The organism is Candidatus Eisenbacteria bacterium (genome assembly GCA_018831195.1).
Lineage (GTDB): Bacteria > Eisenbacteria > RBG-16-71-46 > CAIMUX01 > JAHJDP01 > JAHJDP01.
Genome location: JAHJDP010000023.1, coordinates 12,964 through 28,613 on the forward strand (window position 1 = coordinate 12,964; position 15,650 = coordinate 28,613).

Annotated in this window: 15 protein-coding genes; 12 read left to right on the forward strand and 3 right to left on the reverse strand. The window is 54.3% G+C overall.

From position 1 onward, the window contains the following. The first annotated feature begins 67 nt into the window (after positions 1–67). Together KJ970_03690 and KJ970_03695 are read left to right on the forward strand one after the other, a co-directional pair. The gene (locus KJ970_03690; protein ID MBU2690004.1) at positions 68–847 is read left to right on the forward strand and encodes a hypothetical protein; all 780 of its coding nucleotides are present in this window, start codon (positions 68–70) and stop codon (positions 845–847) included. A gap of 150 nt (positions 848–997) precedes the next feature. Then, complete coding sequence (locus tag KJ970_03695) at positions 998–2,596, forward strand: recombinase family protein (protein ID MBU2690005.1); 1,599 nt, start codon at positions 998–1,000, stop codon at positions 2,594–2,596. Here the strand turns inward: KJ970_03695 and KJ970_03700 are convergent. After that, a complete protein-coding gene (locus KJ970_03700; GenBank protein ID MBU2690006.1) occupies positions 2,502–3,566 on the reverse strand; it encodes a YifB family Mg chelatase-like AAA ATPase in 1,065 nt (354 codons plus the stop codon). The two genes, KJ970_03695 and KJ970_03700, sit on opposite strands and share 95 nt — an antisense overlap. Before the next feature lie 179 nt (positions 3,567–3,745). Then, on the reverse strand, positions 3,746–4,105 hold the full coding sequence (locus KJ970_03705; protein MBU2690007.1) for an STAS domain-containing protein: 360 nt from the start codon (positions 4,103–4,105) through the stop codon (positions 3,746–3,748). Positions 4,106–4,289: 184 nt separating this feature from the next. Between KJ970_03705 and KJ970_03710 the strand changes: the two genes are divergently transcribed. The 10 genes from KJ970_03710 to KJ970_03755 are packed head-to-tail and all read left to right on the forward strand — an operon-like array spanning position 4,290 to position 14,757. Beyond that, entirely contained in the window at positions 4,290–5,795 is a 1,506-nt protein-coding gene (locus KJ970_03710; protein ID MBU2690008.1) for a PP2C family protein-serine/threonine phosphatase, read from the forward strand. Beyond that, positions 5,747–6,259, forward strand: a complete 513-nt coding sequence (locus KJ970_03715) for an ATP-binding protein (GenBank protein MBU2690009.1) — start codon at positions 5,747–5,749, stop codon at positions 6,257–6,259. The genes KJ970_03710 and KJ970_03715 overlap by 49 nt, the downstream gene beginning before the upstream one ends. Then, a complete protein-coding gene (locus KJ970_03720; protein MBU2690010.1) occupies positions 6,259–6,654 on the forward strand; it encodes a response regulator in 396 nt (131 codons plus the stop codon). Before KJ970_03715 ends, KJ970_03720 begins: the two co-directional genes overlap by 1 nt. Next, positions 6,651–8,198: a GspE/PulE family protein gene (locus KJ970_03725; GenBank protein MBU2690011.1), complete on the forward strand. Its 1,548-nt coding sequence runs from the start codon at positions 6,651–6,653 to the stop codon at positions 8,196–8,198. The genes KJ970_03720 and KJ970_03725 overlap by 4 nt, the downstream gene beginning before the upstream one ends. Before the next feature lie 17 nt (positions 8,199–8,215). Continuing rightward, positions 8,216–9,418, forward strand: coding sequence for a type II secretion system F family protein (locus KJ970_03730; protein ID MBU2690012.1), 1,203 nt, complete (start codon positions 8,216–8,218; stop codon positions 9,416–9,418). A 37-nt stretch (positions 9,419–9,455) separates the two neighbouring features. Further along, entirely contained in the window at positions 9,456–10,046 is a 591-nt protein-coding gene (locus tag KJ970_03735) for a prepilin-type N-terminal cleavage/methylation domain-containing protein (protein MBU2690013.1), read from the forward strand. Positions 10,047–10,060: 14 nt separating this feature from the next. Then, positions 10,061–10,834 carry a prepilin-type N-terminal cleavage/methylation domain-containing protein gene (locus KJ970_03740; protein MBU2690014.1) on the forward strand — a complete coding sequence of 258 codons (774 nt, stop codon included), beginning with the start codon at positions 10,061–10,063 and terminating at the stop codon, positions 10,832–10,834. Positions 10,835–10,887: 53 nt separating this feature from the next. Continuing rightward, positions 10,888–12,393 (forward strand): pilus assembly protein PilM, encoded by a 1,506-nt coding sequence (locus KJ970_03745; protein MBU2690015.1) that lies wholly within the window; start codon positions 10,888–10,890, stop codon positions 12,391–12,393. Further along, positions 12,390–13,442, forward strand: a complete 1,053-nt coding sequence (locus tag KJ970_03750) for a hypothetical protein (GenBank protein MBU2690016.1) — start codon at positions 12,390–12,392, stop codon at positions 13,440–13,442. Before KJ970_03745 ends, KJ970_03750 begins: the two co-directional genes overlap by 4 nt. Next, complete coding sequence (locus KJ970_03755; GenBank protein MBU2690017.1) at positions 13,426–14,757, forward strand: hypothetical protein; 1,332 nt, start codon at positions 13,426–13,428, stop codon at positions 14,755–14,757. Before KJ970_03750 ends, KJ970_03755 begins: the two co-directional genes overlap by 17 nt. A gap of 107 nt (positions 14,758–14,864) precedes the next feature. On the opposite strand, the gene KJ970_03760 is transcribed toward KJ970_03755, so the two are convergent. Beyond that, a complete protein-coding gene (locus KJ970_03760) occupies positions 14,865–15,419 on the reverse strand; it encodes a type II secretion system protein GspG (protein MBU2690018.1) in 555 nt (184 codons plus the stop codon). Positions 15,420–15,650: the final 231 nt, after the last annotated feature.

Genomic DNA, 15,650 nt, shown 5'->3' on the forward strand with positions numbered 1-15,650 from the left:
GATCGCTACAGCAGTCGCGAAGCTTGGTCCAGATGCTAAATTCTGTCATCTCCGCATCAGTCCCGAGATGCGGGATCAACATCTCGGTGAGCTTCTATTCTCCCTCATGACAATGGATGTCCGAAACACCGCCCGATCGGTGCATTTCACACTACCCGAGAGTGTCTGGGAACAGGAGAGAGAGTTCTTCGCCTCCTTTGGATTCAGCAAGGTCGAAAAGGCTGGACTCCAGTATCGGTTGTTCGAGGAGGAACTATTCTGTCGTACGCCGTACTCAGTTGTTTGGGATGCCGTCCTTGAAAAACTTCCGAAACTCGATCATATCTATCAGATTGGGGGATATCAGGTTAAACCCGACGTTGTCTTGAGCCTAAAACCCGTCTATGCACAACTCATTCTTACTGGCCGGAAGACGGTCGAGGTGCGACGGCGATTCAATCGGAAATGGGCCGGAAAACGTGCCGTTCTTTATGCGTCTCGACCACTCGGTGCACTTATTGGTGAAGCCCTCATTGCTGATGTCGTTTCGGGAACGCCGTCGGCAATCTGGAACGAGTACGGAAAAGCTATTGGTTGTAGCATCAGAGAGTATGAAAATTATGTCACAGGCGCTACGGAAATCTCCGCCCTTATCCTAGGTGAAATTCTTCCCTACATCTCACCGATTCCATTGATGCAGGTTAGTCACTTGATCAAGCGAGATGTCAGGGCACCCCAATCTTATTGTTCAGTCGAGGATAGCAATTCATGGGGGAAGGCAGTGGCAATCGCTGCCATGCTTCACGGGGTGTCACATCGTATCCAGACCGATCATGAAGGAACACTATCACATGGTACCAATCTGTGATCGCAGACAGACTAATGAGATACAATGTTTTTGATCAGTTGGTAATGGCGATTGGGATGGATGTAGCTGGCTTTTGATTCATGGCCTTTTCTGGACTGAGTATAGCGCACTAAGACCGATCAAGCGCCAGATGTAAGGGTGGAGTGGATAATGCATCTTAAGATGAAGAGTGTTTCAGAACCACGAGGACAGTCTAACGTAGAAGCAAAGTCCGTCGGTATCTGGATCCGAGTATCCACCGAGGACCAAGCAAAGGGCGAAAGTCCCGAGCATCACGAGCGACGGGCTCGTATGTACGCCGCGGTGAAGGGGTGGCAAGTCCGGGAGGTGTATCACCTCGAGGCCGTCTCTGGGAAGTCTGTCATGAGCCTTCCCGAGACCGGACGGATGCTAGAACACATCCGATCGGGTCATATTACAGCACTCATCTTCTCGAAACTCGCACGGCTGGCTCGAAACACCCGTGAGCTCCTGGAGTTCGCTGATATTTTCCGAGATCACGAGGCGAATCTCATCTCACTGTCAGAGGCGATCGACACCTCGACTCCGGCCGGTCGCTTGTTTTTCACCGTCGTGGCGGCGATGGCGCAGTGGGAACGGGAGGAGATTGCGGATCGTGTCGCCGCCTCGGTTCCGATCCGGGCGAAGCTCGGAAGACCCCTCGGGGGAGCCGCCCCCTTTGGTTATCGCTGGGAGAACCGAGAACTCATCCCAGACCCAAAGGAGACTCCGGTTCGCAAGCTAATGTATGAGCTGTTCTTGGAGCATAAACGCAAGAAGACGGTGGCTCGGCTCCTCAATGAAAAGGGCTATCGGACCAGGAGCGGGTCGAAGTTCTCGGACACGACTGTGGATCGCCTCCTCAGGGACCCGATTGCGAAAGGCATCCGCCGGGCCAACTACACGAAGTCTCTGGGCGCGAAGAAGCACTGGAAGGAGAAACCCCGGAACGAATGGGTCCTCACCGCGGTCGAGCCCATCATCACTGAGGAAACCTGGAACGCCGCGAACGCCATCCTCGAAGAACGACGCCGCAACCGCAAGCCCCGGTCCCGGAAACCCGTCCACCTCTTCGCGGGACTTGTCTTCTGCGGGTGCGGCCAGAAGATGTACGTCCTCACGAAGACAACGAAGTACGGCTGCCAGAAGTGTCACAACAAGATTCCTGTCGAGGACCTAGAATGCGTCTTTGCCGAGCAGCTGAAGGGCTTCGTCTTCTCCCCCGAGGAAGTCGCCGCCCACCTCGGCCAGGCGGACGAGGAGATCAAGGCCAAGGAGGACACCCTCCGGGCGCTCGAAACCGAACGAGACCGAGTCGTCCGGGAGATGGATCGCATCTACAAGGCCTACATCGCCGACGAGTTCTCAGTCCAAGGCTTCGGCAGGCAGTACCGCCCCCTCGAAGAACGCCTAAATCAAATCGAGGTTGAGCTTCCCCAACTGCAGGGCGAGATTGACTTCTACACGATCCAATACCTATCTCGGGACGAGATCCTTAGCGAAGCGAGAGACCTCTACTCCCGCTGGCCCAGCCTGGCCTCAGATGACAAGAAACAAATCGTGGAACACATTGTCGAACGAATCGTTATCGGGAAGGGTGACATCGAGATCCACCTCAGCTACCTACCTTCCTCCCCTCTGTTCTCAGAACTCGTCACAAAAGAGCAACGCAACTCCAGGGATTCATCGAGGCGATTAACGAGAATCGTGCGGGAAATCGTACAGAGAGGCCGGCGCGAACCAAGGTGATCTCGCCGTCCTCCAGGGGCTGCCGCAGGATCTCCAAGACATGCCGCGGAAACTCCGGAAGCTCATCCAGGAACAAAACACCCCGATGGGCCTGGCTGATCTCTCCCGGCCGGATCGGCCTCCCGCCGCCGGCCAGCCCGGCGGCTGAGCAGGAGTGATGCGGGGCTCGAAAAGGACGCCGCCACAATAAGCCCATCCCCGACTCGAGCAGCCCGGCGGCGCTGTGCACCCGGGTCACCTCGATGCTCTCTTCAAAACTCAGTTCCGGAAGGATCCCCGGCAGGCGCCCGGCCAGCAACGTTTTCCCCGCGCCCGGCGGACCCACCATCAGAAGATTGTGCCCACCCGCCGCGGCGACCTCCATCGCCCGCTTGGCGGCGGCCTGCCCGCGCACCTGTGAAAAGCAGGGCCCGGCGTCGGCGTCGGCATCCCTCGCAACGACCCCCTCGGATCGCGGCCATTCCCTATCCGTCAGCTTGCCGACGACAGCCCGGAGGTTCTCGGCCTCGAACATGGGAATCCCCCGGATGGCTTGGGCCTCCGCCCCATTCCCCTCGGGGACGAGAAGCCGCCAATCCCTTTCCCGGCAACGCATGGCCATGGAGAGCACCCCCCGCACACGCCGGACCCGTCCATCCAGCGACAGCTCGCCCACGATGTAGGTCCGTTTGAGAACCTCCGGGGGAAGCTGCCGCGAAGCGGCCAGAATGCCGACGGCGATTGGTAAGTCCAACAGGGTACCAGACTTAGGCACGCCGGCCGGGGCAAGATTGACGAGGATCCGCGTGGTCGGAAAATCGAAGCCGGCATTTCTGAGGGCGGTGGCGATCCGCCCCCGGCTCTCGCGGATGGAGGTCGCCGGCAGGCCTACTATAGAGAAGTCGGTGGCCCCATCACTCACATTGACCTCAACCCGGACCGGGAAGGCATCGATCCCCACCAACGAGAAGGAGTAGACGCAGGCCAGCATAACTTGTCCTCAAACCGACGATTCCGAGAGTCGGGGATGAGGACCGCAAGATTTATGCAAGGTGGGGTCAAGCAGAGCACAAAGAATGAAGCTCCGGCGGATAAAAAAGGGGGCCGGCGAGCGGCCCCCGTGCCAAGAAAACAACCATGAGAAACTCTAACATCAATAAAATAAAGAGATTAGGCGGATTTTGACCTCCGCGCTGATTCCTCCAGCATGGCCACCGCCGTCTCTTCATTGGGATCGATGGTAAAAACCTTGTCCAACCGCGTGAGGCGGAAGAGCTCGAGCACCCGGGGTTGCACCCCGAAAACCCGGCACGCGCCGATATCTCGAACCCTCTTTAGAAGGGCGACCAGAAAGCTCAACCCTGAGCTGTCCATAAAGGTCACGGGAGAGAGATCGACCGCCAGATAATGCTCCGGCTGCACATGCTTCATCATTTGGAGCCGCAAATCGGGGGCGTTATCCGCCCCAATCTCCGCGTCCCGGGCTCTAGCAATGAGGACGAGGCCGTGGTCCTCGAAATGTAGGGACATATCATCTCCTCCGCCCGATTTTTGGCATAAGCCGAAGGGCCTGCCGCGCTGCTGCTGTTCTCTCTATCGGATTGGAAAAGAGTCAACTTAAGACTCATTTGACCAGGTCTCTCAACTCCAGATCCTTAATTCCGTTGCCGATACAACCCTTGAAGCCTCAGTGGAGTAAAAGCGGAGGGCCAACTTGAACGTTTCAGCATCACTCAGGGAATTCGCCGAAACCCGGCGGGAGCTTTTGGCTGACATCGCCCACAAGTTCGGCGGGGCGTCCGGCGGGGTTTATGTGCAAGACAGCCAAGGCCATAAGACCTGGCCGAAAACGCCGGTGGCCATCGGTGAAGGGATCCGTATACCTATTGGTTCCTATGGCTCGCTTCATCTCACCTCGGCGGATGGAAAAACCTCGCAAGAATCGGCGGAAGAGATAACGAAACTGATCGGCTCTCTTCTCGAGGGATGGTTCGAGTCTGAGATGGAGCTGAATCAATTGGTGGATGAGCATGTCTCCACCACAAATCAACTCATTGCCCTCTATAACATTACACGGGGCACCCGGGAAACCTGGGATCTGGCGGACAAACTTCGCGTGATTGTAGAAGAAGCCGGACGCCAGACAAATTGCCGGCAAGCTGTGTTGGAAGTCACACTCGATGATATTCCCGAGCATTTCTTTTGGACCACCGATGGGCACGTCCATCAAACCAATATCTCAAGCATCCTGAAACAAGCCCGGCAGAGGGATGAAGCCCATATCTGCCAATCCGGATCGCAATATGTCGCGGCGCCGGTGCTTGTACGGGACAAGCCGACAGGTTGGCTCATCGCCGACAGGCGCCATGGGGAAAATCCATATCAAGCGCGTGAATTGAAAATTATACAAGCCTTGGCGGACCTCGCCGCCGGGTTCGTTTTGACAAACGGCCTCCAGGCGAAGGTGATCAACAACCTTCGCATCGCAAAGGAATTGGAGATCGCAAGTCAAATCGGGGAGATGCTGATCCCCAAACAATTGCCGGATATCCTTGGCATAGACCTTGGAGCTGTCTGTTTTCAGGCGACCGAGGTAGGCGGTGACTTTTACACCGTTCAAAAACTCGGCGATGATTGCTTGGCTTTTTCTTTGGGGGACGTGACAGGCAAAGGCGTACCGGCGGCGCTGCTCATGTCAATGACCCGCACGGTTTATCAGACATTAAGTTATACCGGGTCCACCCCCGCTGAAGCCCTGACAATTCTCAATCAAGCTCTATACGAAGACCTCACACGCGTCGAGAAGTTCGTGACCATGGTTGTCGGACGGTACAATCCGTCGACCGGCGAAATTCATTTAGCCAACGCCGGGCATTCACCGGTTTTCCATCTCCCGGCGGGTGAAAAGGAGCCGCGTCTGCTCGAACCGTCATCACCGCCGCTTGGCGTCTTGCCGGAGATTACGGTCAATTCCGAAATCCTACAACTTACGCCGGGATCGATTCTGGCGCTGGCCAGCGACGGATTTCACGAGATGCGCAATGATGAAGGAGAGCTGTTTGGTGTGGAGAACCTGGGCAAAGCCCTTGCGGCGGCGGCCGGGTTAAAAGCCGAATCAATCGTGACCCGGTTACTTAATACGGTTCGCGACTACTCTGGAGGAATGTCACAGTGGGACGACCAAACCCTGCTGATTTTGAAAGCGAAACAACAGGCGTAACGCCTGAATCCGGAGCTCAAAACAGCCACTCGACCGGACCACCGATCATGCGGCTTTCAGTTCCGGCCGTATTCTCATCACTCAGGACTCTGGGGATGGCGCTGCGATTGTATACCCAGCAGTGCTACAGTGAATTGGCGGAAGGAAAGGAAGCACACGATCTCAGGCTCGCCACACAAGAAGCCTGTACAAATATAATCGAGCACAGTGTGCGTGAAAATCCTTCTGCCCGGATCCACTTTGTTATGGAGGATCTATGCGGAGGGCTCTCCGTTCAGATTCAGGATCAGGGACCGCCGTTTGACCCAACAAATCCTCTGGCGAACCCCCCATCCCCCCATGATCTTGCCGAGGGTGGGTACGGACTCTTTCTGATCAATACACTCGTGGATGAGATCCATTACGAAACGTATAACGATTGGAACACTCTGACACTCGTTAAAAAATGGAAGGAGACGACCTGATGAATTCGGGTCGAATTCTGGTTATAGACGATGATCCGTTGTTGCGGCGCCTCACGGCCCGCTTGCTGTCCGCCGGCGGTTTTGAGCTGGCCACGGCGGCCGATGGATCCGAGGGGTTGCGTTTGATTCGTGAGGGCGAGCCGTTTGATGCCGTCATATGTGATCTGCTCATGCCCGGAATTTCGGGGTTTGAAGTTGTACGGGAGCTGAGGAAAGATCCCCGATTCATGGAATTACCCATCCTCGTTCTCACCAGCCAAGGAATGAATAAAGACAGGGATGAAGCCTTGGAATCAGGGGCGGATCAGTATATGACCAAACCCTTCAGTTCCTTTGAATTGATGGAGTCTCTGAGCCAACTCCTTGAAACCGACCGGCGGAAGAAAGCCTCATGACACCATCGGCGGAAAGCTCACCCATTCCCGAAACCGAAATTAATGGCGGCATTGAGGCGGCGAACACACTGGCCTTTGATGCCTCTCATTTTCTGCCGGATCTTGAGGCGGCGCGCCTATTGCCTCGCAGAATCGCGGCGCGCTATCAGGTGGCGCCTCTATCTCTCGATGAGAAAACCATTCGTGTCGGAATGTGCAACACAATGGATTTGGAAGCGCTCGATTATATCGAAATGGTGACCCGGCGGACGGTTGTCCCTGTCGAAGTTACCAGTGATCAATTCCGTGAGTTGATTCAGCGCATCTATGGATCTTCCACGGCGGGCCCGGAAGAGCTTTCATCGACTGTGGCGGAGGTCATTAGTCTGGCAAAGGATTCCACGGACGGTTCGGAACTTCCGATAATCCGTCTTGTCGATCAGATCCTTGCCGAAGCTGTGCGATCAAGCGCCACTGACATCCATATCCAACCGGAAGAAGACGAAACCGTCATACGCGCCCGTGTGGATGGGATGCTTCGAATACTGACGCTCCTTCCCCGGAAGGTTCACACCTCACTCACCACCCGCGTGAAAGTGATGGCCGATCTGGATATCTCAGAGCGGCGGATGCCTCAGGACGGCGAAATTCAGCTGGTGCTGGGAGACAGAAAGATCGATCTGCGTGTCTCCACGGTCCCGACGATATTCGGAGAAAACATCGTCTTAAGAATCCTCGATCACTCCCGCGTCATGCTTGGGTTGGAGGATCTGGGTTATCGGCCCGATGACAAGGCCGAGCTGGAGGGGCTTCTCCAACGACCCAACGGCATTATTCTCGTCACCGGACCGACCGGATCCGGTAAAAGCACCACTCTTTATGCGGCCATGCGAAGCATCGATTCGGCATCTCTCAATATCATGACACTTGAAGATCCCGTGGAATATCAACTGAAGGGAATCCGGCAGTCTCAGATTTCCGAAAAGGCTGGTTTTACATTCGCCTCCGGTCTGCGGGCCTTCATGAGGCAGGATCCGGATGTCATCCTGGTCGGCGAGATGAGAGACCAAGAGACCGCGGAAATCGCACTCCGCGCCGCGCTCACGGGGCACCTGGTTCTCAGCACTTTGCACACGACCAGCGCCGTCGGCAGCATCGCCCGGCTACGCGACATGGGGATGAAAGATTTCTTGTTGGCCGGAACACTGGCGGGAATCCTGGCCCAACGCCTGGTCCGCAAGATCTGTAAGGAGTGCGGCGAGGAATTTGAGGCGGGTATGCCTGAAAAGAAGTTTCTCGGAATACCAGAGGACCGGCAAGTCACTCTAAGAAGGGCAAAAGGCTGCAAGAGTTGCCGGGATAGCGGTTATAGGGGCCGTTTTGCGGTCTACGAATTATTGAAAATCACACCGAACCTGGCCCATGCCCTGGCCCATGGGATCCCCCAAACAGAACTGGAGACGATGGCGTTGAAGGAAGGTCTCATTCCATTGCGGCAAATGGGTGTCACACGTGTCTTGGAAGGATGGACAACTATTGAGGAGCTGGCCAGAGCCGTGGTTTAGCTCTGGAAATCAATCCCATGACATCCTATGCGTACAAAGCGCGCAACGAGACGGGACGGGTTGTTCGGGGCAATCTTCAGGCGCAATCAAAGGAAGAGTTATTCGATCAACTCGCCGCCAAGAGACTCTTTCTTGTAAAGTCCCGGCGTATCAGAAGGCCCGCAAAACTCGGACGCGGACGAGTAAAGGACAAAGAGCTCATCATTTTCACATTTCAGCTCCAAACCCTGGTCTCCAGCGGCGTCCCCTTGCTGACGGGATTGGACGACTTGGCGAATCAAATGAAACGATCCACTTTTAAAGATGTCATCACAGGAATTCGTTCCTCCGTCGAGGGTGGATCGACATTGTCGCAGGCACTGGAGCATTACCCCAAAGCCTTTTCACCATCCTATATTCGGATGGTCGAAGCCGGTGAAACTTCGGGCCGTCTCGATACCACACTGGACCGGCTGCTTGTTCTACTGGAGAGGCGCGTCGAGCTGAATGCGCAGATCCGGCAGCTGGCGACCTATCCGCTTATTGTCCTTTCCGGCGTCCTTGGGCTGATCGTTTTGCTCATGGCCTTCGTGATCCCAAAATTCAGAGGGATGCTGGACGCGCTGAATGTTGAGCTTCCCTGGGTGACAAAAGCGGTTCTCGCAATGAGCGACTTCTTCGTTCATAACGGCCTGCTCATCGGTATCGGAGCCGGCGCGGCGATTGCTGGATTTACAGCGCTTCGAAAGGTACCGAGAGTCAAGTACTTCCTTGATAGCGCCGTTTTAAAAGTGCCTGTCATTGGGGACCTGATCCTGATACTGAATTCCAACAGAATTCTTCATTTTCTCCAGGCCTTTATTGAAACAGGCGTCCCCATCGGAATCAGCCTGGATATGCTTTCCCGCATCTCTGAAAATATGAGATTCGGAGTGTCGATCCAGCGGGTCAGAACAAAGATATTGGAAGGGGAAACAATGACCCGCGCATTCCAGACGGAGGGGGTTTTCCCGCCGCTGGTCCAACGCATGATTGCCATCGGTGAAGAGACCGGCGAGCTCCCCTCCGCCCTTGAGAAGGTTCAACAATACTACGATCGGGAACTACCCCACCGAGTAAAAAAGATTTTCGACCTTGTCGGTCCATTAACAACTGTAGCCTTGGGAGTGGTGCTGCTCTTTGTCATCTTGGCGGTGCTGTTGCCGGTCTACAAAATGTACTCAGCCATCAATGTGGGATAAGAAAATGCATCAATACTGTTCAGAAACCTGCGGAAAGATGAAATCAAAATCCCCCGGCATGCCCTTTGGTATGACAATGATCGAGTTGATCGTCGCCGTCGCGATCCTCGCCGTCTTAGCCGGTGTTTCCATTCCGGTCACGCAAGGAGTCCTGCGAAAAGCAAAAATCAACTCAACCAAATCAGAGATGGCTTCTCTAAGCCGCTCCATTCTTACCCATGCCAAGGATGTCGGATACAAGCCGGCGCGCGTTGAATGGGGGCGGTTCCCAAGTGAAAAGGCCGGCAACGGAAAGTACAAGACTATCCTTGGCGCCGATCTGGAAGAAGATCTCTTCTCCTTGGGTTGGGACCCTGTGACAAGACGGGGATGGAATGGGCCATACGTCACCGGCGAAACGGTAAACGGCGACGCTGATGGAGACGGCAATGAGGATACGGCCCGTTCCTACCAAATCGACGGATGGGGACGCTATTATATTTATTCGAACCGCGACGGCAAGGGCAACACCGTGGGGTTGAATGACGAGGAGCGGGTCATAATCCTGATCAGCGGCGGCCCGGACATGGATCCCCAAACAACCGATGACAATATTACCTTGGAAGTATTCCGAGGCCCGATCTACTAAGGGGTGAATAGATCATGAAATGTTCCATTGCTGGATTCAGCCTCATTGAGCTGATTGTCGTTGTGGCCGTCATGGCCGTTCTCGCCTCTGTCGCCATTCCGCTCGTCGGTGTCGTTATGAACCGGGAACATGGCGATGCAACGGTGAAAGAGATGCAGGGTATCCAAGAATGTCTGGAAGCCTACTTTGAGGACCATCTCGAATTTCCTGAAACCCTGGAGGATTTGGAGACGGATGGATATATTTCCAGCTCCTTTACGGAAGGCGACGCTTTCACTGACTCTTGGGGCAATGGGTATGTATATGCCATCAAAGATTACAATGCGACCATCACCAGCCTCGGAGAGGATCAAGTCGATTCCAAATTGAATCTCTCGCTGACCTTCAGCGGAATTCCCATTCTGCGGAAACAAACCCGCGAAGAGATGAAGACAATTCACATCGCCCTGCAAAATTATGAAATTCTGCGCGGCAGCGAGATCGTGGACGACGGCAGCGGGAACAACGGGAACGGGAATGGTAACGGGAATGGAAATGGTATTGTCATTTTTGGAAACGGGAATGGCAACAACGGGAACGGGAATGGTAACGAGGGCGAACTTGAAAGTTCTTACCCATCCCTCCCATCACAGTGGTATAAGGCAAACCAACCGGATAAATGTGCTTTGGGAATACTTATTACCTATGGATTCATGCCCAACAACGATAAGTATATTAGCGATGCTTGGGGTAAGGAGTACATATATGAGGGATCGCCGGCTGACTATGTGACCAGCAAGAACTTTTAAGCGGATGGATGAGAAATGACAAACCATAACCAACATCATTCATCGAGGACAAGATGGGAATGATCTGCGGGGTTGAACTGACCCCAGATGCTTTGAAATATGCGATTGTAGAGAATAAGCGCGGCCGGCAGCGCGTCGTTTCGCACGGCCGGGTGACTCTTATTGAGGGACTGACCCCCGGTCAGGCTCTGGCTGAGCTGCAAAGACAAAGTTCAATTTCAGTCCGCCGTGTCCGTCTGGCTTTGGGGACCCAGACAGCCCACATCAAAATGCACAATTTCCCACCGATGTCCAAAGCCGACCTGTATCAGGTCATTCAGAATGAGATCCGCAAAGAACTGGAGATGATCCCCGACGAGTTTGTCTATGGATATGAGATCCTTCCGCGGCGCAAAAAAAAGGACCCTTATCAGGTCCTCGTCGCTCTGACCCCTCGCGAAGGGATTGCCGCTATCGAGCAGGATTTGGCCGAACAGAAATTTGAACCGGAGCTGATCACCCTGAGCAGTTTGGCGTTGATGTCTCATGTGCGGACGCTGACAACGAGCATGGGCAACAAGGCCGTGGCCGTCCTGCATGTCGGCAGCCGGCTCATGGTCCTTGCCATTGTCGAGGGAGATTCCATCCGGATTGTCCGTGATGTGGCTGGCGGCATAGAATTTAAAAATCTGAACAATATCCAACTGACGGGAACATATGATTTCAACAATGTTCCGGAACCTGAAGAGTTGGAGCGCATTGTCCATGTCCTTGATGAAATCGCCCGAGTGTCCCAACAAATCAAGAAAACATTGGATTACGATGGGACCTCCCATCCGCAGTCGCCGGTAGAGAGGCTTTTCTTTACAGGCGATGTGTCGGGCGTTGAAGAGATCGGATCGATTCTTGAGAATGAGATCGGCCTCCCGGTGGAAATGTTGGAGCTTCCGTCCGGCTTGGAGATTGCCGATCGATGTGTGTCCCTTCGCAATGAAGGCTCGGTCTATGCGCTGCCGCTGGCGTTGGCGGCGACGTCTCAAGTAGAAAAGATACCCGATCTGCAAACTAGAGTCCGCCGGGTCCGCTTCCCTCTGGGCAAGACGGCTGCCGCCGCCGGTGTATGGGCCGCCGTCGTGGGATCCGCGCTGACAATCGGCATCACAAAAGACCAGGTGGATAACTCAAAAAGATTACGCAACCAGCTGAAGGAAGAGCGGTCGGCTCTGATGGAATTGGAAATTGAGCCCAGCGCGCCCATGGAGCTGCTGAGCCGTCTAGGCGGCTGGTCGGGTGTGATCCCGCAGCAACACATCCGCCGTTTATCGGAAATCCTTCCCCCCGAGGCTTTGCTGATGGATCTCAGCTCGGTACGGCAAGTCGACGGTTTGATCCTTCGAGCCCAAGGCTACATCCAGCATACCAGCCCCGAGCGGCGCCTCGAGGCCTGGAATCTCCTGCTGACACGCCTGCAGCAGGAACCGTCTTATTTAGACGTTCGAATTGATCCAATGGAGATAGACAGCCGCACCCAAACGACGAGGCTGCCATTTGGTTTCACATTAACGGTGGAGGTCCCATGAAACAGATGGGAAAAATTATACATCTGCCGTTGGCGATGACAAAAACAGATCCAGCCGAGAAAAAAGAATCTCTGTTGACCCGGATTCCAATGGCGGCGCTTATTGTCGGATCCATCTTGCTCACCATTTTGGTTGTGCGTGGAGCTATCATGCTCAAACAAGGTGACCGATGGAAGACGGAAGCCGGAATATTAACCGAAGAGATCCAGACCCTTCAGGTTCTTGCAAGCGAAGAAGCAGCTCAGGCATCCGAGCAAATTCCCCTGTTTATTCCGAATGAGACCCATCCCGCTCTGATAATCCAACAGCTGGAGAATCATTTACAGGCAGCCGGTATTCGGACCTACCGGTACCGGATCATCCCACCGGAGCATCTGGCGCAGGATGAAGAAAGTCCGGAATACAGCCATGCGGCCTTCGCGTTGAATCCATCCGACGATTCGAAAGAGCCTCTGCCGGCCGAGAGCTTTCTTGCCGATCTGGTTCTTGAGAAAGCGCCCACAGTAGACAATCTCATCGAGTGGAAGATCCCCCTTCGAATCATTGCGCCCTACGATCGCATCAGCGCTTTTCTGGGTTCATTGAGGGAGACCGGCCGGATTTGGTTCATCCCCCAAATGAACGAGACAAAAACAGGCAGTGACGTCACCGCCGATCTATTGCTTCTGACCTGGTCGCAGTTCGGAGAAGCAGAATCCTCTTCAGACGGCGAGACGATTGAAGAAGTCCAGCCGGCTCAGGCCGGCATGATAAATCCGGTTTTGAATCGTGCGAGCCGGCAGGATCTAAATCAACGGGATCCGTTCCAGGGCGCGGGCGCCATCAGCAGCGCCGGTGCGGGGCGGGTCATTCCCAAGCCTCCAACCCTGGGGGCGATTCGTTGGGGATCCGATCCAATGGCATTGCTCGATGGCCGGATTGTACGGGTGGGGTCCACGATTGGGCCATGGAGGGTCATAGAGATTGCAAATAAAAACGTTGTACTCCGTCATGAGACCGGGGCGGAAAGACATCTCTCGGTGGATACAGACATTGTCCCCGGACAATAAGAATCGCCGGCTGAGTTTCTTGGCCGCCGTCCTATTGGGGACTATTCTACTCCTCTGTGCGGGCCGGGGACTTACCCAGTCGATTCCGGACGCGCGATCTCAAAAGTATGAGAAGGCCACGCCGCTCTCATTGAATTTTCCGGATCAGCGAAAATTTTCGCTGGCACTTAACGATCTTTCCCTCTCTGAGGCGATCCGATTTCTGATTCAGGATACGGGTTTTCATGTCGTCGAAGAAGAGTCCCTCAGTGTTCCCACACATGGAAGACTCGACTCGGTGACAGTATCAGAAGCATTGCAAATTCTTGCGCAACGCTATGATCTGAGCTACCGGTTCCAGGACTCGAATTTCATTGTGGGGCGGACAAAATCCAGTATCTTCTCGATCAATCATATCGTGGAGCCGGAAAGCGGCCTTTGGGAGGAGTTGGGGGAAAACCTCAAGGGACTGCTCTCCTCCAATGGACGCCTTGTATTAAATACATACACGGGTACGGCGTCTATTATTGATGCTCCCAGTGCCATTCAAAGAGTGAGTGACTTTCTGGCGGCAGTGGAATCAGACTACTCCAAACAGGTTATCATCGAAGCAAAAATTGTTGAAGTCCGGCTCAGCGAGGACAATGAAGTTGGTGTTGATTGGACTGTTTTTTCAAAGGGATGGGATAATGTCACGGGTAACACCCCTGCTCATGGCATCTTTGAACAGCGCACCGTGAGCGGCATGGGGGTTTTCCAATTCGGTCTTGTTAACAGCGGTCGCGCCGATATTCTCGTCGACATGCTCAATGAGCAGGGGCAGTTGGATGTCATTTCGCAGCCCAAAGTTGTGACAATGGGCAATCATCCGGCCACCTTCCGGGCCACGCAGACGGTTCCCTATTTCGTTGTGGATGTCATCCCGACGGATGGCGCTTCTCCTTATATTCAATACGATCTCGAATTTCGCGATGCCGGAGTGACGCTGGATGTACTGACGCATGTCGGGACGGATGGACAGATCACCGTGCAGGTGCATCCTGTTGTCTCTGAGATCACCGGCTATACAGCGGCGCTCCCGAATCTCCCCTCGCAACCGATTATTGATGTCAGGGAGACCCAGACCACCGTCCGGATGCGCGACGGCGAGACATTGGTCATCGGCGGCCTTCTTTATACCCGCGATGAGGAAGAGCACCGGGGCATCCCGATACTCTCGAGCATCCCGATCATTAAACACCTCTTTGGAAACACAAAGACATCGACAAAGAAGGTGGAGATGGTTGTTTTCCTCACGCCGAGGATCTTGCCCGAGATGGCGGAGGATCACGAGTAGGCTGTGTTGTCCGCGCTCTTATACCCTCTTATCTCAACGAAGAAAACCCCCGGGTCGCCCGGGGGTTTTTGAGTATTCATTTTGTCTGACTCTATTGCTCTAAAGGATTAGTTTACCTTTCGTGTCACTACAGCGATAATGTCGTCCTTTTTCGGATCACCCTGCAAAAGTCGTTGAGCTGCAGTATCGATCACGCCGTCCGGACCGCCGGAGATGATGGCAATAGCACCACCCGGACCGCCACGGTTTGTTCCCTTCTTCCCATAATAGACCTTATACGGCAATCCCCATGGATCAACGACACCACGATAGACGCCATTGCTGGCCAGGGCGACAACCATATCACTGCCGCTCTGCACACCGCGCTCCATATAAGGTCCATCCCAAGTATTCAGACCCTCTGTATTCGAATAAAGACATGAGAATGCGACAAGATCCTGCTCATCGTTACTTGATCCCGTCCATTTGGAGGGCCAGAAGGTTGTGTCCATATAGTACTGATTGAAGGCTGTCGAAATGGCTTCCATATCGGATTTGGCTCGAGAGACTTTGCTCTTGCCGACCTCCTGGATAACCAAGGGCGTCAAAATACCAGCGAGAACCGCCAAAATTCCGACGATGACGATGGCCTCAATCATTGTAAACCCAGCATTCCGCTTCACCAGAGTACCTCCTCCTGTCTTCTTCCGGAGCATGTGTTCATTCCGCAGGAGTTCCAACCGGAATCCCCTTACGTATGAAACCGCCCTCCCCAAAAAATAGAGAACCTTCCCATTCCTGCATTTCCTTCACTATAATTTTCGTCATATTCCCAACCCTCATTGAGGGAAATGACGGCCGTTTCTGGTGGAAAGGCATCTATCGCCCCACCGGTGGACATCTTTGGGGAGACG

Bases quoted from the DNA above. Each gene is read 5' to 3' on its own strand.
- KJ970_03700 (MBU2690006.1), bottom strand. From the start codon at position 3,566: ATGCTGGCCTGCGTCTACTCCTTCTCGTTGGTGGGGATCGATGCCTTC.
- KJ970_03725 (MBU2690011.1), top strand. From the start codon at position 6,651: ATGACACCATCGGCGGAAAGCTCACCCATTCCCGAAACCGAAATTAAT.
- KJ970_03740 (MBU2690014.1), top strand. From the start codon at position 10,061: ATGAAATGTTCCATTGCTGGATTCAGCCTCATTGAGCTGATTGTCGTT.
- KJ970_03745 (MBU2690015.1), top strand. From the start codon at position 10,888: ATGGGAATGATCTGCGGGGTTGAACTGACCCCAGATGCTTTGAAATAT.
- KJ970_03730 (MBU2690012.1), top strand. From the start codon at position 8,216: ATGACATCCTATGCGTACAAAGCGCGCAACGAGACGGGACGGGTTGTT.
- KJ970_03705 (MBU2690007.1), bottom strand. From the start codon at position 4,105: ATGTCCCTACATTTCGAGGACCACGGCCTCGTCCTCATTGCTAGAGCC.
- KJ970_03690 (MBU2690004.1), top strand. From the start codon at position 68: ATGCGGGATCAACATCTCGGTGAGCTTCTATTCTCCCTCATGACAATG.
- KJ970_03750 (MBU2690016.1), top strand. From the start codon at position 12,390: ATGAAACAGATGGGAAAAATTATACATCTGCCGTTGGCGATGACAAAA.
- KJ970_03695 (MBU2690005.1), top strand. From the start codon at position 998: ATGCATCTTAAGATGAAGAGTGTTTCAGAACCACGAGGACAGTCTAAC.
- KJ970_03735 (MBU2690013.1), top strand. From the start codon at position 9,456: ATGAAATCAAAATCCCCCGGCATGCCCTTTGGTATGACAATGATCGAG.
- KJ970_03720 (MBU2690010.1), top strand. From the start codon at position 6,259: ATGAATTCGGGTCGAATTCTGGTTATAGACGATGATCCGTTGTTGCGG.